General features: G+C 40.8%; 20 protein-coding genes. 19 read left to right on the top strand and 1 reads right to left on the bottom strand.

The window, feature by feature from the left end; translation table 11 throughout:
- Nucleotides 1-111 precede the first annotated feature (111 nt).
- Entirely contained in the window at nt 112-390 is a 279-nt protein-coding gene (locus I2432_RS01285; RefSeq protein ID WP_115250537.1) for a hypothetical protein, read from the bottom strand.
- Between the two features lie 334 nt (nt 391-724).
- On the opposite strand from I2432_RS01285, the gene I2432_RS01290 reads away from it, so the two are divergent.
- The 19 genes from I2432_RS01290 (at nt 725) to I2432_RS01380 (ending at nt 18,381) form a co-directional block, all read left to right on the top strand.
- Nucleotides 725-1,231 (top strand): beta-class carbonic anhydrase, encoded by a 507-nt coding sequence (locus I2432_RS01290; protein WP_115250538.1) that lies wholly within the window; start codon nt 725-727, stop codon nt 1,229-1,231.
- 127 nt (nt 1,232-1,358) lie between these two features.
- Nucleotides 1,359-2,072, top strand: a complete 714-nt coding sequence (locus tag I2432_RS01295; protein ID WP_206158942.1) for a TIGR00266 family protein — start codon at nt 1,359-1,361, stop codon at nt 2,070-2,072.
- Between the two features lie 755 nt (nt 2,073-2,827).
- On the top strand, nt 2,828-4,273 hold the full coding sequence (gene gltX / locus I2432_RS01300; RefSeq protein WP_206158943.1) for a glutamate--tRNA ligase: 1,446 nt from the start codon (nt 2,828-2,830) through the stop codon (nt 4,271-4,273).
- Nucleotides 4,274-4,721: 448 nt separating this feature from the next.
- Nucleotides 4,722-6,068, top strand: coding sequence for a GHKL domain-containing protein (locus I2432_RS01305; RefSeq protein WP_165622974.1), 1,347 nt, complete (start codon nt 4,722-4,724; stop codon nt 6,066-6,068).
- Nucleotides 6,069-6,079: 11 nt separating this feature from the next.
- Nucleotides 6,080-7,378, top strand: coding sequence for a sensor histidine kinase (locus I2432_RS01310; RefSeq protein WP_014622241.1), 1,299 nt, complete (start codon nt 6,080-6,082; stop codon nt 7,376-7,378).
- Nucleotides 7,379-7,381: 3 nt separating this feature from the next.
- Nucleotides 7,382-8,122: a response regulator transcription factor gene (locus I2432_RS01315; protein WP_043038466.1), complete on the top strand. Its 741-nt coding sequence runs from the start codon at nt 7,382-7,384 to the stop codon at nt 8,120-8,122.
- Between the two features lie 832 nt (nt 8,123-8,954).
- Entirely contained in the window at nt 8,955-9,164 is a 210-nt protein-coding gene (locus I2432_RS01320) for a hypothetical protein (protein WP_012514891.1), read from the top strand.
- 150 nt (nt 9,165-9,314) lie between these two features.
- Entirely contained in the window at nt 9,315-10,022 is a 708-nt protein-coding gene (locus I2432_RS01325) for an ATP-binding cassette domain-containing protein (protein WP_012514892.1), read from the top strand.
- 4 nt (nt 10,023-10,026) lie between these two features.
- Entirely contained in the window at nt 10,027-11,376 is a 1,350-nt protein-coding gene (locus tag I2432_RS01330) for a hypothetical protein (RefSeq protein WP_037583999.1), read from the top strand.
- 1 nt (nt 11,377) lies between these two features.
- The gene (locus I2432_RS01335) at nt 11,378-11,656 is read left to right on the top strand and encodes a hypothetical protein (RefSeq protein WP_021320323.1); all 279 of its coding nucleotides are present in this window, start codon (nt 11,378-11,380) and stop codon (nt 11,654-11,656) included.
- Nucleotides 11,653-12,018 (top strand): metalloprotease family protein, encoded by a 366-nt coding sequence (locus I2432_RS01340; protein WP_012514894.1) that lies wholly within the window; start codon nt 11,653-11,655, stop codon nt 12,016-12,018. Before I2432_RS01335 ends, I2432_RS01340 begins: the two co-directional genes overlap by 4 nt.
- Complete coding sequence (locus tag I2432_RS01345; RefSeq protein ID WP_021320325.1) at nt 12,015-12,518, top strand: transporter accessory protein; 504 nt, start codon at nt 12,015-12,017, stop codon at nt 12,516-12,518. Before I2432_RS01340 ends, I2432_RS01345 begins: the two co-directional genes overlap by 4 nt.
- A gap of 230 nt (nt 12,519-12,748) precedes the next feature.
- Nucleotides 12,749-13,108 carry a ribonuclease P protein component gene (gene rnpA / locus I2432_RS01350; RefSeq protein ID WP_012514896.1) on the top strand — a complete coding sequence of 120 codons (360 nt, stop codon included), beginning with the start codon at nt 12,749-12,751 and terminating at the stop codon, nt 13,106-13,108.
- Nucleotides 13,074-13,901: a YidC/Oxa1 family membrane protein insertase gene (locus I2432_RS01355; RefSeq protein ID WP_282957533.1), complete on the top strand. Its 828-nt coding sequence runs from the start codon at nt 13,074-13,076 to the stop codon at nt 13,899-13,901. Before rnpA ends, I2432_RS01355 begins: the two co-directional genes overlap by 35 nt.
- 11 nt (nt 13,902-13,912) lie before the next feature.
- A complete protein-coding gene (jag, locus tag I2432_RS01360) occupies nt 13,913-14,812 on the top strand; it encodes an RNA-binding cell elongation regulator Jag/EloR (RefSeq protein ID WP_037580444.1) in 900 nt (299 codons plus the stop codon).
- An 840-nt stretch (nt 14,813-15,652) separates the two neighbouring features.
- The gene (locus tag I2432_RS10260) at nt 15,653-16,261 is read left to right on the top strand and encodes a T7SS effector LXG polymorphic toxin (protein WP_249093278.1); all 609 of its coding nucleotides are present in this window, start codon (nt 15,653-15,655) and stop codon (nt 16,259-16,261) included.
- A 44-nt stretch (nt 16,262-16,305) separates the two neighbouring features.
- Nucleotides 16,306-17,613, top strand: a complete 1,308-nt coding sequence (locus tag I2432_RS10265) for a glycohydrolase toxin TNT-related protein (protein ID WP_249093281.1) — start codon at nt 16,306-16,308, stop codon at nt 17,611-17,613.
- On the top strand, nt 17,614-17,937 hold the full coding sequence (locus tag I2432_RS01375; protein ID WP_014622246.1) for an Imm59 family immunity protein: 324 nt from the start codon (nt 17,614-17,616) through the stop codon (nt 17,935-17,937).
- Between the two features lie 21 nt (nt 17,938-17,958).
- Entirely contained in the window at nt 17,959-18,381 is a 423-nt protein-coding gene (locus tag I2432_RS01380; protein ID WP_012678587.1) for a hypothetical protein, read from the top strand.
- Nucleotides 18,382-18,524 lie beyond the last annotated feature (143 nt).

The following is an 18,524-nucleotide window of genomic DNA, read 5'->3' on the forward strand; positions in this document are numbered from 1 at the left end:
TGGTTTGCCAGTAGCTATTGGTAGCTTTCTTATGGTGTCTCATAAGGCTAAAAAGCCCTTAGAGAGCTGGTCTCTAAGAGCCTTGTGATATGGATAGCGTATTAGTAGATCTTAGAAGCTTTTAAACCACTGCCATATAAAGTTAAACCAGCCTGAAATCCAAGTGAAAAATGGCGATCGTGAAGGTGCTTGGTAATCTTGATTAAAAAGAATGTCCCATCCTCCATTATCCTTAGGACATTTAAACCATCCATTACCTAGATCAATACACTTGTCTCCACTAACCTGACTGGCATATACGGTCTGTGGTTGTGTCTGGCCTGTGCTGAGAGGAGCTAGGGTTAGGACCGCAGCAGCAGCCAATAAGCAGATTCTTTTTATTCGTTTCATTGTTATTCTCCTCAATTTAGTATTGTTGGCTTAGCAGCTAGCGACTACCAAGGCCTTCTGAGAAGAGTTTAACATGCTGGTGAATCCTGATAAACAGCTTCTTATCAGCTTTTCTCCGTAGTTTCGTTTTTTTTTTTTTTTTTTAATCAAAATGACAATCGTCTGATTTTGTTACATAAGCTTGGTCTTTGTTTGGCTACCTGAGCTAGGCTGTTTTGCTCTACTAGCAGAAAACAGCAGTTCAAGAGTCAGACATTTCAGGCAAAAGATGGTAAGATAGACAGACAGCTCAAGGCTGAGATAGCTTAGAGATTAGTCTGGGAGGACCTTATTCATGTCATATTTTGAACGCTTTTTATCTGCTAACAAAGCCTATGTCGCCTTACATGGGACCGCCCATTTGCCCCTAAAGCCTAAAACTAAGGTAGCTATTGTGACCTGTATGGACTCAAGGCTACATGTGGCGCAGGCCTTGGGCTTGGCGCTTGGTGATGCTCATATTTTACGCAATGCTGGTGGTCGGGTAACCGATGACATGCTTCGGTCTCTTGTGATTTCTCAGCAGCAGCTGGGGACGCGTGAGATCGTTGTTCTTCATCATACGGATTGTGGGGCACAAACCTTTACCAACGAAGCCTTTAGACAGCAGCTTCACACTGCCTTGGGGGTGGACGTGTCGGCTTGTGATTTTCTCCCCTTTACTGATGTGGAGGCAAGTGTTCGTGAAGATATGGCTATATTGCAGCAATCACCGCTGATCCCAAAGGACGTGGTCATTAGTGGTGCGGTCTATGATGTTGACACTGGACGCATGTCTCAGGTGGCGATGCCAGAGTCGTGACAGCTGACTGGCTTGTGGTATGGCTTTGAGACGGTGTAGGAATGGCAGAGACAGTAGCTAGTGGACAATGCTGCCAAAAAAGGCTATACTTGATTGTATCAACAAAATCATACAAAGGAGTGGTGTTATGGCCTATAATCGAATGACCTATACTATTGACAGCAGCATGCAGTTTCCTCTTGTTGAAATTGATTTGGACATGGGGGAGTCTGTCTTTCTACAAAAGGGCAGTATGGTTTACCACACACCATCAGTTAGCTTAAATACCAAGCTCAATGGACGTGGCTCAGGTCTTGGCAAGCTGGTTGGTGCGATTGGCCGTTCAATGGTTTCAGGGGAGTCCATGTTTATCACACAGGCAATTGCTAATGATGTTAGTGGCAAGCTAGCTCTTGCTCCTTCAATGCCTGGTCAGGTTATTGCTCTTGAGCTAGGAGTGGACCAATACCGTTTGAATGACGGAGCCTTCTTGGCTTTAGATGGCTCAGCTCACTACACCATGAAGCGCCAAAAACTTGGTAAGGCCTTATTTAGCGGTCAGGGGGGCTTTTTTGTGATGTCGACACAGGGAGAAGGAACCCTGCTGGTCAATGCTTTTGGTTCAATTAAAAAAATCACGCTTCATGGTGACAGCATGACGATTGATAATAGTCATGTGATTGCTTGGAGTCAGGATTTGGACTATGATATTCATTTGGAAAATGGCTTGATGCAGTCTATTGGTACAGGTGAGGGAGTGGTCAATACTTTTAGCGGGTACGGAGATATCTATGTGCAAAGCCTGAATCTTCAGCAATTTGCTGGAGTTTTACAGAGCTATATTGTCACAGGTAGTCATTAAACAGCTGGGAGTAGACCAAGCCTTGCCAGTCGGTGGATTGAAATAGTTGGAGTTATTGGAGCACCTAGTAAAAGCTTTAGTCTCGCCTTTCATGGGCGAGTGGATTAAAATGGATATGATAGGTTCGTGGTTGCCAGACTATATTGTTGCTCTCTTTGTGGGGGCTTAGATTGAAATGTTATTCTGCTCTGCGACCTAACCCAAATAGCCATGTTGCTGCCTTTTCTGGGGCATAGCTGGAGATCAGGAGCTTTTGCAGGTTAATGGCCTTTTGTCAATGGTCTGGCTAACGTCTATAGCCAGGCATGTATGAAGCTGTTGAAAGAGGCAGCACTGCTTGCCAATGAGCTGCTTATAGAGCTATCCTAGCTCTAGGCCACACCAAACGCATAAGGAGCTTTACGCTTCTAATAGCGATTTTGGTCATTATTAGTAAGGTCTTTTTTAAGTCAATTCAGGCTACACTTAAGCTGAATGTGACCAGTTGATGATATCAAAATGTTAGAAGTAGATTAAAAAATGCATGTAGCTAGAAAATGGTTACATGCATTTTCGTTATGCAGCTGTTCTAAGTTGATTTTTGTCGCCCAATGCTTGAAGTTGTGCTATAATAGGAGCGATTGAAATCTTTAGATTTCCAAGGGATTAGCTGTATTTTTGTTCCTTATCGACCATTTTCTCATAGAGCAAGCCTACCGTAGGAACGGTTTATAGCCCAGGATCCCTTCTTTCAATGAAACCATAGGAGAAAAAGAATGTCTAAACCAATTCGTGTGCGCTATGCACCAAGCCCAACAGGCCTTTTACATATCGGAAATGCGCGGACAGCGCTCTTTAACTATCTTTATGCTCGTCATCATGGCGGTGACTTTATTATTCGTATTGAAGATACTGATCGTAAGCGTCATGTCGAGGACGGCGAGCGTTCTCAGCTGGAAAATTTAAAATGGCTTGGTATAGATTGGGACGAAAGTCCTGAGACGCACGAGCGTTATCGTCAGTCAGAGCGTCTAGCCCTTTATCAACAATACATTGACCAATTATTGGCAGAAGGCAAGGCTTACAAGTCTTATGTGACTGAGGAGGAGCTGGCAGCAGAGCGTGAGCGTCAAGAGGCAGCCGGTGAAACACCTCGCTATGTCAATGAATACCTTGGCATGTCAGCAGATGAAAAGGCGGCCTATATTGCAGAGCGTGAAGCAGCAGGTATTGTGCCTACGGTTCGTTTAGCGGTCAATGAGGCTGGCGTTTACAAATGGACAGACATGGTAAAAGGCGATATCGTATTTGAGGGTGGCAACATCGGTGGTGACTGGGTTATCCAGAAAAAAGATGGTTATCCAACCTACAATTTTGCTGTCGTTGTTGATGATCATGATATGCAAATCTCACATGTTATTCGCGGAGATGACCATATTGCTAATACGCCAAAGCAGTTGATGGTTTATGAGGCGCTTGGCTGGGAAGCACCTGTCTTTGGTCACATGACCCTTATCATTAATTCTGAGACAGGTAAAAAGCTCTCAAAGCGTGATACCAATACCCTACAGTTTATTGAGGATTACCGTAAAAAAGGCTATATGCCAGAGGCAGTCTTTAATTTCATTGCCCTTTTGGGCTGGAATCCTGGCGGGGTGGCTGAAATCTTTTCTCGTGAGCAATTGATTGACTTGTTTGATGAGAGTCGTCTTAGCAGGTCGCCAGCAGCCTTTGACCAGAAGAAAATGGACTGGATGAGCAATGAATACCTTAAGCATGCTGATCTTGATGAAGTATACGCGCTTTGTAAACCGTTTCTTGAAGCAGCAGGTCGCTTGACTGAAAAAGCAAAGAAGCTAGTCGAGCTGTATCAGCCTCAATTAACCTCTGCTGATGAGATTGTTCCATTGACTGACTTGTTTTTCCTAGATTTCCCAGAGCTGACCGCAAAAGAGAAGGAAGTGATGGCAGTTGAGACTGTTCCAACAGTTTTGAAGGCCTTCAAGGAAAAGCTCGAGGTGATGTCAGATGAGGACTTTAAGCCAGAAAACATCTTCCCACAAATCAAGGCTGTCCAAAAAGAAACCGGCGTCAAGGGCAAGAACCTCTTTATGCCAATTCGTATTGCTGTCTCTGGAGAAATGCATGGCCCAGAGCTGCCAAACACCATTTACCTCCTTGGACGTGAAAAATCAATTGAGCATATTGCCAATATGCTTTAAGCACTATCGTAGCTAACAGCTTGGTTTAGCTGGCTATCGCCCATAAAGGTAACATCATGAATGAAGCAGAGATGAGATATCTGATGTTTGCTTCATTCTTTTTTTTGTGTGCTTGAGGCAGCAACGTGACGTCCAGTAGCGCGCAGCTAGATATCATAGTCAAGTAGGCTGATCTGCTTGATTTGTGATCATTATGGAATATATTATTAAAATAAATATTAAATTGTCACTGGTTTTCTTAGATTATTTGTTATACAATATTTTTTCCTAGATAGGGTAAAGCTGGTCAGGCATTTTGATTTGCTTTAATGATTGGCAGCTGCCTTGTGAGCCTTGTCATAAACAAGCTGTGAGCTGTTTTTACGCTTGTCACTGCTTATATAAAAAATTCGTATAATAAGGATTGACACAAAGTGTGTTAAAATAATAAAGTTGGTAAGGAGGCAGAATGACTGATATTTATTATCTCTTTTTATTACTATCACTGATGATTTATTATGTGACAGAAATTAGTATTTTTTCCTTTTTATCAGACATTAAGCTGGCACTTTGGAAGCAGATTTTTGTCTTGGCGGGAGCTCTCTTTTTGAATCAGTTTGCTTTATTGCCGCCCTTGATGATTGATCCTTTTCTGCTACTAGCTGTATTGGCCTTAGAAAAGCGGCCCTGCTTTAGCTTAAAGGCCTTATTCTTAGCCTTTGTTCCTGGAGTGTTTGTTGATTTATTATCGCGCTTTATTTTAGCGATTGTGCTTCCTTATATTTTTTCAGTTAATGGCGGCTATGTTAGACACCTTGTCCTAGACTTTATTGCTTATGTGATGATTTTCCCAAGCTTTGCCTTGATTAATTATTTTGTAGGAAAGGATTACAAGCAGATTGTTAAGGCCGATAGGTTTGAGAAGGCCAGCAGCTTTTATAGCTTATTTTTGCTCTTTAGTCTGGCCTACTATATTGATTTATTTATGATTTTGGGATTTACTGATCCCTTTCTTGACCTTAAGTCTCCGATGATGATGTCAACGTCTTATAAGGTGCTGTTTCTCATCTTTACTTTATTGTTGATTTATTTACTATCTTATTTTAATCATCAATCCAAGGAGTACCTCAAACACGAATTGAAAAAGGAGCAGCAGGCTTATATTGCTAATCTGGAAACCTACGGAAAGCATCTGGAAAAGCTCTATAAGGGTGTTAAGGTATTTCAGCTAGATTACCTCAAGAGGCTAGAAAGGCTGGGGCAGGCTATTGACTCTGGCTCTGTGTCAGATGTACAGACTGTCTATGCCCAAACAGTAGATGAGGCGACAGATTATTGGGACGATAAGCACTACAATATTTCAAAGCTCAGTAAAATCAGTGTATCCTCGATAAAAAGCTTGCTATCATCAAAAATCATTAAGGCTGAGAAGGCAGGAATCGCCTTAAGCTTAGAAGTTCCAGATCGGATTCGGGATAGCTATATCTCAGAGCTGGATTTATTGCTGCTTGTGTCTATTTTTTGTGACAATGCTATTGAAGCTGCTCTAGAGACAGCCCGGCCAGCAGTGGCGATAGCCTACTTTTTATCTGATAATCAGCAGATTTTTACCGTCACCAATACGACCAAGGACGAAAGGGTCATGATTAATAAGATTTTTGAAGAGGGCTATTCCTCAAAGGGGAGCGGTCGAGGGATAGGCTTGTCTAATGCCAAGCGGATTTTGCAGAAATACCCTCAGCTATCCTTGCGCACCAAGAGTCATGATTATCAGTTTAGTCAGACCCTAATCATGCCAAAAATAGAGAAAGAGTAGAGTTTTGTTTTATGCTAGGTATGTCATTCTTTTATGCTCTGATCTTTGTGAATAGCTGGGTCATCTTTTCGACGTTTTCAGGCATTAAGCTAGCTGTTAGATCATTGCTTTTGGTTGGTGCCTGCTTTGTTGTGGCTAATCTGCTGCTAGATCATGTGCTGTTAGTTGATCAGCTGGTGTTTGTTGCTATCAGTGTTGGCTTTGCGCCCCATAAAAAGGCTTCTGAGCATCTGTTTAATGGCTTGTTTGCGATTATGATTGTTGAGCTGCTCTTTCGTATTATTGGTTCTTTCCTTTTGCCAGCGGTTTTAGGCTACAGCATTCATCAAATCAATAATGACATAAGTCTGTTGATGATCTGTCATGCCTTAGTTTTGCCGGCCTTTTACCTGTTTAGCTATATTTTTAGCGTTGATTTGACCCTTATCAAATTTATCAGCGAGGACAAGCTAAAGAAGTGGGTCTTTTGGATGAATGCAGCCTTGCTGTTCTACTATGTTATGGTTCATTGCATGATCAATATCCAAGGTGATTTTCTCAAGTTTTACTTTCGTTACCGCTCTGTCATGATTTTTCTTTACCTCATGCTGCTCATCTGGGTCATTGTCAAGCTGGACCGTTTTGCTAAGGACCAACTAGCTCAAAAATTAGCGCTGGCACAAAAAGAGCGTGTTGCCTACCTTGAAAAGCACAATCAGTATATTGAGCGGCTTTGTCGTGAGATTAGGGCCATTAAGCATGATTCAGAAAATATTCTAATTAGTCTAAAGGACAGTATTGATAGTGGAGATATAGCTGCTATCTCCAAGGTTTATCAAACAGTTATCCAAGAATCAGCAGCCAATATCAGTCAGCTAGCCCCTGAATTATCAGCCCTTGATAATGTTCAGGATTCGGTGATTCGCAGTCTCTTGCATGCCAAGCTATTAGAAGCAAAGCTGCAGGGCATTGATGTTTACATCGACATTCCTGAAACGCTTGCTAGGTCTTCTGTCAGGCTGTTAGATGTCATTGTTCTTTTCAAGGTAGTTATTGATAATGCTATTTTGTCAGCTAAAGGCAGCTCTCGTCCTTTTTTATCCATTGCCTATTTTAATCAAGATGGCAAGCGATTTTTTATCATTGAAAATAGTACAAGGCTCAAACGGGTTGATATTGCCAAGCAATTTGATGCTAGCCGATTGGAGCTAGGAAGCCATGCTCATAAGCGCCTGCTACAGTTCTCGGCTGTGTTAGAGCGTTATCCCCACATCACCTTTTCAACCAAAAGTGATCACTACCGTTTGAGACAATTGTTAGAAATGAGATAAGCCATGCTAAACATTTTTATTTTGGAAGACAATTTGATTCAACAAAGTCGTATTGAGGCCATTGTGGCGTCCATATTAGAGGAGGGTAAGATTCCTCATAACCAATTAGAGGTGTTTTCAAATCCTCAAAAGCTGTTTGATAGCATTCAGGAGAGAGGCGATCATCAGCTGTATTTTTTAGATATTGAAATTGGTGACAAATCAAGAAGTGGGCTGGAGCTAGCTTCAGATATTCGCCAGAAGGATCCCAATGCTGTGCTTGTTTTTGTCACGACGCATTCAGAGTTTGCGCCGATTTCCTTTAGGTACAAGGTGTCTGCCTTGGACTTTATTGATAAAGCGGTTGACAGTCAGCAGTTTAAAGAGCGCATTGAGGAGTGCATTCGCTACACCTATGAGATGATGTCGAGTCGTCAAGTAGAAGAGATGTTTTTATTTGAGACCCCGCAGACCCGCCTAAAGCTGCCTTATAAGGACATTCTTTATTTTGCAACTGCAACAACGCCTCACAAGGTGTGCCTGTGGACGCAAACAGAGCGCTTAGAATTTTATGGGAACTTATCTGAGATTCATGCGGTAGCTCCTAAGCTGTTTTTATGCCACCGTTCTTACTTGGTCAATCTTGACAATGTTGTTCGAATTGATAAGGCTAAGCAATTGGTGTATTTTGAAAATGGTGATTCTTGTATGGTCTCTCGTTTGAGAATGAAACAGCTTTTTGAAAAGTGGAAGTCTTTTCGCTAAAAATTAAGTTGAATGACATTTTAGGACGAAAAATGAACATTTCAGGAAATTGTCATCTTTTTTAGTGATTTTTCGCTATAATGTCTAGTATGAATAAAGATTTACGAAATCATTAGGTAATGGAGTGGTCCATCCCCAATTCAATCAAAATATTGTTTTCTCTCTCTCCATAAACAAATAGTATTTTTGATATGGCTGCTTGTTATTAAAATGATTGTTTCAGTTGTCTTTGTTTGGATATCATATTTGCTGATGCTCAAGTCAGCGGAGATAAAGCTCGGTTTACCGGGCTTTATTTTTTTCTCTCTCACTTGATTCATGACCAAGCAAGCGTTGAACTGTTTGTTAGAGTAAACAGTTAGCTCATTACCAGCAGGTGATAGAGGCTAGCGCTTTTGGATAACAGAAGTGAGTGATACTAATATTTTGGAGATTGTCAATGACACGATAAATACCTAGGAAAACATCATATTCTAAATGAATTTTCGGTAAAGTAATCGTTAATTTTATTAAAGCATCATTACAAGCTATTATTAGTCATGATATGGATTGGTTATTTTACTGCCTCTATATGGTAAATGTTAGGATAATAAAAAATATATCGACAAATTTGATGTGTTTATGTTAGAATAAAATTAGTAAAACGGTAAATAAGTTCAATACTGTAATATTTTTTATCGGTTTTATTAATCATAGATTATAGAAATTTAAGTGTAGTTTCTTTGGACTGTCATTGATGAAGACTTTATAGTGTTGGTATGATAGGACGGTAATGCGATATGTTGTAAAGTATTATTGATAATTAGTATCAAGTAGAAAAGAGGTTATTTTAATGGTTTTAAATATTTTTGATAGTATTGATTTGTATTTATCTAATAAGCATACGACAACTGTTCGTAATCATGCTGCCTTATTTTGGATTTTTGTTCTATTGATAGTTTTCTACTTTGGGTATGCCTATTATTGTACTAGTCGTGGTTATAATTTCTCAGGGATAGCAAACTTCTTTAGTGGTGGTGTTAACATTGGTTGTTATAGATAACTGTTAATATTTCATTTTTAGATTAGTATTTAATGAGTTGTAAACACGAGTGAGCTAGTTTCTAGAGAGTCTGTAGTTTATTCGCTTTTCGCTTTTAATAGCCCATCATGTCCTATTCTCAGACAGCAGATTATTATCTTAGGAGGTCGTATGCTTGAAGTCAAAAGCCTGTGTAAATCATTTGGCAGTCATTGTGTTTTGGATCATTTATCAATCACACTTGGAACAAGAGGGATTACTGTTATTGTTGGCTTGAACGGTTCGGGAAAGACTGTTTTTCTAGATTCGGTAGCAGGAATAATCCAGTATGACAAAGGAAATGTCTCACTAGATGGGCATGCGAGTGGCAGTGATGCTTTTAAAACAAATAGCTTTTATATCCCATCAGATTCTTATCTGCCAGAATATCTAACCGGTCGTGAATATGCGGCATTTATCCAATCACGCTACGCTAATGCTAATGGCTCTGTATTTGTTGAGCTTTCCCGTCTTTTGGATATGACTGAGGCATTAGATAGACCAATAGAAGCTTATTCATTTGGTATGAAAAAGAAGCTTCAAATTGCTCTGGGGCTTTCTTTGAATGTGGGATATCTTCTTGCAGATGAGGCATTTAGTGGATTAGATTTAGAAACGGTCATTCTTATTCAGGAATTGTTTAGTCTTTATGCCAGAGAGCATAAGCTTTTGCTTGTTTCTCATGAGCGACATATTATCAATCAATTTTCGACTGATATTTTATTAATGGAGAAAGGGAAACTAACTGAGTTTAGAGGTACAGCAGATGAGCTTTCTGACTATATTTATCAAAAAGGAAGGATTACTGAGAAGCTTCAAAGAATTGCAGAAATCCTTTGAGTTAGTGTCTTTTTATTATAACGACGCTTTAAATGGCTTTTTAAATAGGCCTTTTTTTAAGAAAAAGAAAAATCAGTACCTTGTAGCGATTGTTGGCTTTGTTTTATATTTTGGGTATTTTTTAGCAAATGTACGTGAAATTGGGCGATTGGGTTTTGGGGCAAGGCAGTTGGATACAGAGACGCTTATTGCATTAACACGCCTAACAATCATGAGCTACATTAATATGTGTCTTATTATCTCAATTGCTTTATTTGTATTTGTGAACTCGGTAATTTCACTTACTAAAAGCTCGGTTTACATTACTAATATCCTTCCCTACAGCAAAAGAGAGATTTTAATAGCTCAAAAAATGTTTAAGATGGGAGTTGCACTGATTGGATATGAAGCACTGTTACTTTTAGTGTTTCCTTTGTTTGGCCAGCTGCCAATTATTAAGCTAAGCGACCAGTTCCTCTTGTTATTGCTCTTTCATGTTCTTTTTATAGCAGTATTTTTGATAGTAGATGCCTGCTATGCAGTGCTAGCAAGAGCAACAGCAAGGTACAAAAAATGTTCAATAGGCTCACTGGTCTTCGGCTTAGATATCTTTTTTACCTTATTTTGTGTAGCCTATTTGGTTTATTTTAAAATAGGGATTGATACCTTCATAGGAAAACTTCCAATAGGGTTGACAGCGTTAATCGTACTTGCATTACTGATAGCTAGCTTTGTGCTTATTGTGGTATCACAATTAAGCTATCGGTATGCTTTGACTATTCAGCATTATAAGAAGTCATCTTATGGCTTAGTTAGATTACCAATGATTAGGCTTAACCTAATGACAACCTTTCCGGCAATTTATAGACACAAGAGCTTTATTCATTCACTAGCCTTAATTACCGTTTTTTCACTGATTATCTCTTACCAATTGGGGCTTAAAAGTGGGTTGGAAACCTTTGCTAATTTAAATGCTCTTTTGACCTTTTCAGCGGTTAATTATGCAGATGCAACAGCTAAGATAAGGAAATATTACCATTTTTTCAGGGTTAGCTTAAAGGAGGAGGTCCTTTCGCTAGTTTTAGGGGGAATTGTGGTCTCTATGGCGCCTTTTCTGATTTCTCTTTATTTTGGTGGCTCAATGCTAGCCTTCTTCTTATCAATGGCAATATACTTATGTGCTGTGATAGCAGGTCTTCTTTTTCCAACGACACAAGGTAATTTGAATGAGGCTGCTTCGACGACGACAACGATTTTTTTATCAATAGCATTATATCTGATACTAAAGCATGATAGCCTTTATATTTCATCAGCAATTCTATCAGTGCTAGTGCTTGTATTGAGTGTATGTTTGGCAAGAGAAAGAAGAGGTTAATATGGGAAAAAGGATAATGACTGATATCAAATGGGGCAGTATGCTTTATCTGTTTTTAGTAGTTATTGATTTAATGATAGAGCTTTTTCAAATTGATGAGAGTGGCACTGTGATAACACTTTTTGGTATAAAGATTATTAGTCGTATAACGCTACACGAATTAAACACAACATTCTTACTAGATAATAGGCTTTTGCTTTCTTATGCTGTGACGATCTCGCTATGCTTATTGGTTGGTTATTTTTGGACTCGTAGAGGATCAAAGGAGCCCTTGAAATGACAACGGTAGAGCTTGTTCTCCAATTGCCACTGGCTTTGTTGACCATAGCCCTTCATGAGCTTCTTCATTATCTGGTTGCTTACTTGCTTGGCTATAAGCCCAAGTTTGGCTGGGAGAGGAAACTGATTCCTTTTGTGTCGTTTCCTAATAAAAATAGAGATATAGATAACCTTTTGATTGCTTTAGCTGCTCCCGTAGGCCTTTTTGTCATTGGTATGTTAATTCCAAGGTCTATTGCTTTTTTATCACTAGTAAGGATCATTTGCCTTTTAAATATCTTGCATGTTTTTCCATGGTGCACAGATGGGCAGGTTATTTTACTATCATTGATTCACTGTTGTCAAAAAGGAGGACGAGTATGAGAAAAAGTATGAAAGCTTTAGCTATTGGTATTGTCATGGTAATATGCCTTGTGGGAGGATATTATTGGGCTATTGGTAAAGCAAAGAAGCCTGCTTATGCTGTTAATACCCCTCAATTTATCCATGAGAGGCCTGATGTTGTGCTTAGGAGGCTTGAAAATGGTGAGCAGGGAGTTTATTACTTTGGTTTTGCTGATTGTCCTTGGTGTGTTGAACTGCTTCCAGTTTTGGACGAAGCTTTAGCGGTGTCAGACCTGCAGGCCTATGCTGTAGATACCAAAGGTAAAGATTTTACAGAGACCCTTCGTTCTCGCTTGTCTCGATTTTATGCCCGTTATTATCAAAATCACCTCTCAGTTCCTTTTTTAGTTACTATTCTGGAGGATGGAAAAGTTCAAACCCATGTTGGTACACTTGAAAAACATAATGCTCATGAAGAGCCACTGACAGATAAGCAAAAAAAGGAACTGAAAAAAATAGTATTAGCATTACTTCGGTAGCTATAGCTGATCTAAAATACATCAGGTAAGGCTTGGTGTATTTTTTGTTTATGGCTAGTGTGAGCCATGACTGTATCAGAACCATACAGATGCTGCTATCCTCAAAGGCTCTCTTTTTTCTAGCTTTGACTGGTAGTCCGTTAATCTGTCATTAGGCTAACGTGATAAGGGTTGAGGCTTTTTAATGTTTTATGGTATAATGGTAATAATTTAGATATGGGAGTTAAGTTTTGAAAAAAAGCTATCGTGTCAAGCGAGAGAAAGATTTCCAGGCGATTTTTAAGCTTGGTCAGAGCATGGCAAATCGAAAATTTGTCATTTACCATTTGAAAGGGGAGCACAAGCATTTTCGAGCAGGGATTTCTGTTGGCAAAAAGCTGGGAAATGCTGTTACTCGAAATGCGGTAAAGCGCAAGATACGACACGTTTTAATGGAGCTGGGTGATCACCTCAAGACTGAGGATTTCGTTGTTATTGCTAGGAGAGGTGCAGAGGAATTAGATTATCAAGCAGTCAAACAAAATTTACATCATGTTTTAAAGCTAGCAAAATTGCTTGAGGAAGGTTTTGAGATTGAAAAAAAGAGTTAAAACAGCAGCCCTAGTGCCGCTTGTCTTGCTCCTAGTAGCCTGTGGGCGTGGAGAGGTGACAGCACAATCATCTAGCAGCTGGGAGCAATTGGTTTATTTTTTTGCCAAGGCGATCCAATGGTTGTCCTTTGATGGTTCGACTGGGATTGGGATTATCCTATTTACGATAATTATTCGCTTACTTTTACTGCCATTGTTTAACATGCAAATCAAGTCAGGGCAGAAAATGCAGGACATTCAGCCAGAGCTAAAGGCCCTGCAGAAAAAATACGCCGCTAAGGACACAGCAACTCGTATGAAGCTAGCTGAGGAAAGTCAAGCCCTGTACAAAAAGTATGGTGTCAATCCTTACATGAGCCTTTTGCCCTTGCTGATTCAGATGCCGGTGATGTTCGCCTTGTTTCAGTCCCTGTCTCGTGTGGCCTTCTTAAGAGAAGGAACCTTTTTATGGGTTGAGCTAGCGCGACATGATCATCTCTTTATTCTGCCTATTTTAGCGGCTGTCTTTACCTTTTTATCAACATGGCTAACCAATCTAGCGGCTAGAGAAAAGACGGCCATGATAACGATCATGACCTATGTGATGCCTGTGTTCATCTTCTTTATGGGCTTTAATCTGGCCAGTGGTGTGGTGCTTTATTGGGCAGTTTCCAATGCCTTTCAGGTTGTTCAGCTCTTGCTGTTTAATAATCCCTTTAAGGTTATTGCCGAAAGGCAACGTTTAGCAGATGAAGAAAAAGAGCGTCGAGCTAAGGAACGTCGCGCTCGTAAGAGAGCAATGAAAAGAAAATAGGAGTTTAGGATATGGTATTGTTTACAGGTAAGACTGTTGAAGAAGCAATTGAAAAAGGACTTCAAGAGTTAGGGTTGTCACGTCTAAAAGCACACATCAAGGTGATTTCAAAGGAGAAAAAGGGCTTTTTGGGCTTTGGTAAAAAGCCAGCTCAGGTTGATATTGAAGGCATTAATGAAAAAACAGTCTATAAGGCTGATAAAAAAGCCGTACGTGGTGTTCCAGAGGAGATCAACCGTCAAAATGCACCGGTTATTAACCCCGATGAGGTGGAGCTTGAGGAGATGAAGGCTGTTCGATCAGAAGGCAGAAGGGCTGCTGAGTCTGATGCTCATCAGCCAACAGGTCCATTAAGCACAGATCAGTCAGCTCCTGCTCAGTCAAAGGCACAGCCTGTGTCGTCAGCTGCTGGTACGAGTCAGCTGGATCCAGCTGCAGCGGACATGAGTAAGGATATTGAGCTAGCTGCACAGGAGGTTTCTGACTATGTGACCAAGATTATCTATGAGATGGATATTGAGGCCTCTATTGAGAGGACCAACAATCGTCGTCAGATTAATCTCCAGATAGAGACACCAGAGGCAGGTCGTGTTATTGGCTATCATGGCAAGGTTTTGAAATCACTGCAATTGCTGGCCCAGAATTTCCTGCATGACCGCTATTCTAAGAGTTTTTCTGTCTCCTTAAATGTTCATGATTATGTAGAGCATCGGACAGAGACCCTGATTGACTTTACCAAAAAGGTATCTAAGCGTGTGCTTGAGTCTGGTCAGGATTATACCATGGACCCTATGAGTAACAGCGAGCGAAAGATTGTTCACAAAACGGTTTCTGCTATTGATGGGGTTGAAAGCTATTCAGAGGGCAACGACCCTAACCGCTATGTCGTTGTCTCACTAATCCACGACTAGTATCATCAAAGAGGCTCTTTGTGTCTTTTTGTCAACTGTAGTGGGCGACTTATAGCTAAAGACGAGAGGAGACAGCTGTTGTCTTCTCTTTTGTCATGTTCAAAGTGATAAAGATACATTTTTGAAGCTGTCAATCTTGTGGAAATTAAAGGTATTAGGCTTCATGTCCTTGATAGGTTTGTTCCTTGCTTCTAGCTTAGCAGTTGAACCAGGAAGTTGAATAGCGTTAGCGATATATTTTTGCAGCGAATAAAGGTACTTAGAGCTGTTTTAAAGTCTGATGGACCAAGCACAAATGGTCTTTGAACAGTCCGAAAAACTTGGTTACCCGCTTTTTTTGAAAATGAAAGTGCCAGAGCTGGTAAAGGTTGCAGTGACCTCGTAGCTCATCTGAGAAATCAAGTGTCTTTTGGCTGGCTTCTCTAGGTGCTACGGTTTGTCTAAAAGTTCGTGAATAGAAGCACTGATTAGAAAGCTTACGACTGTCCTGCTGGTTGCCGCTTTATCATTGCTTTCTTGCTAAACCGCGCTGTTAAAGTTCCCTCCCTATGCCTTTTGGTCATTTTAGATTGGCGCTGGTTCTTATTTCTCCCCTTGCCATCATAGGCTTTGTCAGTTTTCACTATGGTGCTATGTTCAGAGTAAAATTATTTGGAAATACACTACTTGTAATATACCCTCTAACAAGGTTGATAAGCTATATTTTATTAACCTCCAATACCATTAATTTAGTGTGATAATCATTAAGTTTTTTGATATAATAAAAGAGGTATATTAAGGAAATATATTGCTATTATTGGTGAAACACTTTGATATCATACTAAAAAGCTAGGAGGAGAAATGAGCTACAGCATTAAATTTGACGAGATCAGTGCCGCCCAACAAAGCACCCAAACCACGATCAGTGCTTGGGGAGATGGGATGACGAGTATCCAGACCGCTATGTCAGCCTTGATTGGAGACAGTCGCCTTCAGGGTCAGACCGCTAGCTCGATCAAGAGCTACTTGAGTGAGGTGCATGGAACTCTCTTACAAACCCTGCAAAGCCTGATGAATGATTACTCAGCCAGCCTCCTGCTGTATAAGGACGGCTATTACCAGATAGACAGTAACAGCCATGCCCAGTTACCAGGTCAGGTCTTTAAGACCCTGCAGTCAGAGCTTCGGATCTCGCAGGCTCACCTCAAGGATCAGCTTGAGTTACTACAGAATGCCAGGGCTAAGGTATCAGACCTAGTACACTACTCTGGTGTCAGTCATGCCAAGACAGTGGTGGATTATAGCGAGCTAATCACTGATATCAATCGCTTGGACGAGGCCATCATTCAATACGAAAGCAATCATGCCAGTCAGGACTTGGCCGCCTTCAAGGAGCTTTTGGCTTCGACCAAGGCCTTGATAGCAGAATACAGCAGTAAGCCCAAGCGGGCTGGGAGCTATCAGGTTTAGGACAGCTCAATACTATAAAACGCTTTGCGACCGCTTATCAGGGGGTGGCTCGTCACCTTGAGACCAATGCCAAGCGTCTCCAAGCAGCGCAGGAGCGGGATCAGGCTCGTTTTGAGGCAGTAGCTGCAGAGGATAGGGCCAAGCAGGGCTGGATAGATCTAGCACTCAGCCTTGTGACAATAGCGGTTGGGGTAGCGGCTATCGTTATGACAGCAGGGGCAGCGACTCCCTTGGTGGTTGGAGCCTTTGTTGCTGGCAGTGGTACAGTTGCTTACGGGGCGTCGAATCTGTATGAGGCTGGCCACAACATTTATCTAGGCAGCGTTGGCGATGGGCTTACAGTGGCTACCAATCCTATTCGGGATACCTTGTTTATGGGGAATGACAAGCTGTACCACCAGGTTGGTGGCTTGTTTACAACAGCCAGTGCAGTCCTAATCCCGATCGGACAGACCAAGAGTGTTGCTAAGGGCTTAATGGAGTTCACGATCGGGGAGGTTGGCGGCTTTATCAGTGGTCAAGCCAGCTATCATGGCACCAAGCTCTTAGGCGGCAGCGAGCAAGACGCCCAAAGAGCTACCCTAGTAGGGAATATCCTAGGAGGACTTGCCGCCTCAAGTGTTGCCAGAAGGTTCAGCTTGAATGAGCCAATAGCAGCTAGGGTGACGAAACCAGCCTACAACCGCCAGCAGCTCTTGAAGAACCTTGAGCACAGCAGGCTGGCAAGAAAGAGCTCAAGGTTTGACGATTACCTTCGAAGAGAATACCAGTTAAAGGGAAGGTATTTTGCAGAAAGAATCACCATACCAGATGGAAAATATGCTTATCTGTCCAATGACATTGATAAAGCTACCGGAACACCAATTCCTGTCCGATATAGAAATTACCTTAAGGCTAATGGTTCTATTAATTGGCCAAACTATAATGGCTTTAGTCTTGATTTAAAGGGAAGGCCTATCATGGCTCCAGCTTTCCTAAAAACAGGTGATTTACTTGATAGATATGGAGAATCTGGAGGAACATTCACAAGTCCAATCGTTGACCATAAGGTTATACCATTTAACAAGCGAGGCTTACCATACCCAGAGGGCTATCAAAATTATCATCAATATAAGGTTCTTGAGGATATTACAATAGAAAATGTTAAGTTTGGCTATGATAATCTAGCTTATAAAGATAAATTTATTTTAGACAAATTAATGAAGGATTATAAATTCTCGTTAGATGACATAGCAACTCCACAAAAAGGAATGATTGATCTTGTCTTTGGCTCTGGTGGAGGTATCCAAATAAAGTTAGGAACTTCTGTAAGTTGGTATGAAAAATTGGGTTTAATTAAGGAGATAAAGTAGATGAAAAATTTAGATCATCAAAAGGCAGAACTATTAGAAGCAATCCATCAATTAGGTTATGATAGTCTAAGGTATTCCATTTTTTCTAAAGAGAGACCAGGAGAATGGGAAGTAGTTATTGAATATGATGATACTAGTGGAGTGTATCTTGTTTATGGAACCATGGATAGAGGTAGCTATCATGGAAAGACAGCGTATCGTAAATTTAATGCTGCAAAGGAGGGCTTCATGACATTTTTAGAAGATATTGTGATGATAAATAAATACTATGTGGAAGAGGGCATGCCTGTAAATTACGATTCTCCTTTGTGGTCAAACAATTAATACAAAGAAAGGAGATCACACATGGAGCGTAGTCAATTAACATGGGAAGATGTTAGTCAATATGAGGAAATCAAGGGTTATGGCCAACAGGTGTGGAAGCATCAGGGAGAATATTATCTAGTGACTAATGAAGGCGGTATAGCTGAGCAGCGAGTAGTATATGAGCTGCCGTATGATTTATTTCAATTATTGGAGCAAGGAAAACGGAATTTAGGGGAGATTGCTTTTAAATTACAAGATGGTTATTGGCCGCCGACAGAGGAGGAGAAGAGAGAAAGTGAGAAACAATTTGTGGAAAAAGGGTTAACCCCTTTAATTGCTAATCCTAAAAGTAGAGATCTGTTTACCCAGGAAGAGTTAAGAAAACTAATTCCAATTGCGGAGCAAAAATGGATAGATTGGAAGGGAAAGCTGCCAGATGATTATATTAGTCCTTTGAAATAATGTTTAAGATAGCGGAGCTGGGATCAGTTCTGCTATTTTAAGACTAGTTTTGCGACCGCCTATCAGGGAGTAGCTCGTCACCTTGCGACCACTGCCAAGCGTCTCCAAGCAGCGCAGGAGCGGGATAGGGCCCGTTTTGAGGC

The organism is Streptococcus equi subsp. zooepidemicus (genome assembly GCF_015689395.1).
GTDB classification, from domain to species: domain Bacteria; phylum Bacillota; class Bacilli; order Lactobacillales; family Streptococcaceae; genus Streptococcus; species Streptococcus equi.

Coding starts and splice junctions, on each gene's coding strand:
- I2432_RS01285 (WP_115250537.1), bottom strand. CDS start 390: ATGAAACGAATAAAAAGAATCTGCTTATTGGCTGCTGCTGCGGTCCTA.
- I2432_RS01290 (WP_115250538.1), top strand. CDS start 725: ATGTCATATTTTGAACGCTTTTTATCTGCTAACAAAGCCTATGTCGCC.
- I2432_RS01295 (WP_206158942.1), top strand. CDS start 1,359: ATGGCCTATAATCGAATGACCTATACTATTGACAGCAGCATGCAGTTT.
- gltX (WP_206158943.1), top strand. CDS start 2,828: ATGTCTAAACCAATTCGTGTGCGCTATGCACCAAGCCCAACAGGCCTT.
- I2432_RS01305 (WP_165622974.1), top strand. CDS start 4,722: ATGACTGATATTTATTATCTCTTTTTATTACTATCACTGATGATTTAT.
- I2432_RS01310 (WP_014622241.1), top strand. CDS start 6,080: ATGCTAGGTATGTCATTCTTTTATGCTCTGATCTTTGTGAATAGCTGG.
- I2432_RS01315 (WP_043038466.1), top strand. CDS start 7,382: ATGCTAAACATTTTTATTTTGGAAGACAATTTGATTCAACAAAGTCGT.
- I2432_RS01320 (WP_012514891.1), top strand. CDS start 8,955: ATGGTTTTAAATATTTTTGATAGTATTGATTTGTATTTATCTAATAAG.
- I2432_RS01325 (WP_012514892.1), top strand. CDS start 9,315: ATGCTTGAAGTCAAAAGCCTGTGTAAATCATTTGGCAGTCATTGTGTT.
- I2432_RS01335 (WP_021320323.1), top strand. CDS start 11,378: ATGGGAAAAAGGATAATGACTGATATCAAATGGGGCAGTATGCTTTAT.
- I2432_RS01340 (WP_012514894.1), top strand. CDS start 11,653: ATGACAACGGTAGAGCTTGTTCTCCAATTGCCACTGGCTTTGTTGACC.
- I2432_RS01345 (WP_021320325.1), top strand. CDS start 12,015: ATGAGAAAAAGTATGAAAGCTTTAGCTATTGGTATTGTCATGGTAATA.
- jag (WP_037580444.1), top strand. CDS start 13,913: ATGGTATTGTTTACAGGTAAGACTGTTGAAGAAGCAATTGAAAAAGGA.
- I2432_RS10260 (WP_249093278.1), top strand. CDS start 15,653: ATGAGCTACAGCATTAAATTTGACGAGATCAGTGCCGCCCAACAAAGC.
- I2432_RS01375 (WP_014622246.1), top strand. CDS start 17,614: ATGAAAAATTTAGATCATCAAAAGGCAGAACTATTAGAAGCAATCCAT.
- I2432_RS01380 (WP_012678587.1), top strand. CDS start 17,959: ATGGAGCGTAGTCAATTAACATGGGAAGATGTTAGTCAATATGAGGAA.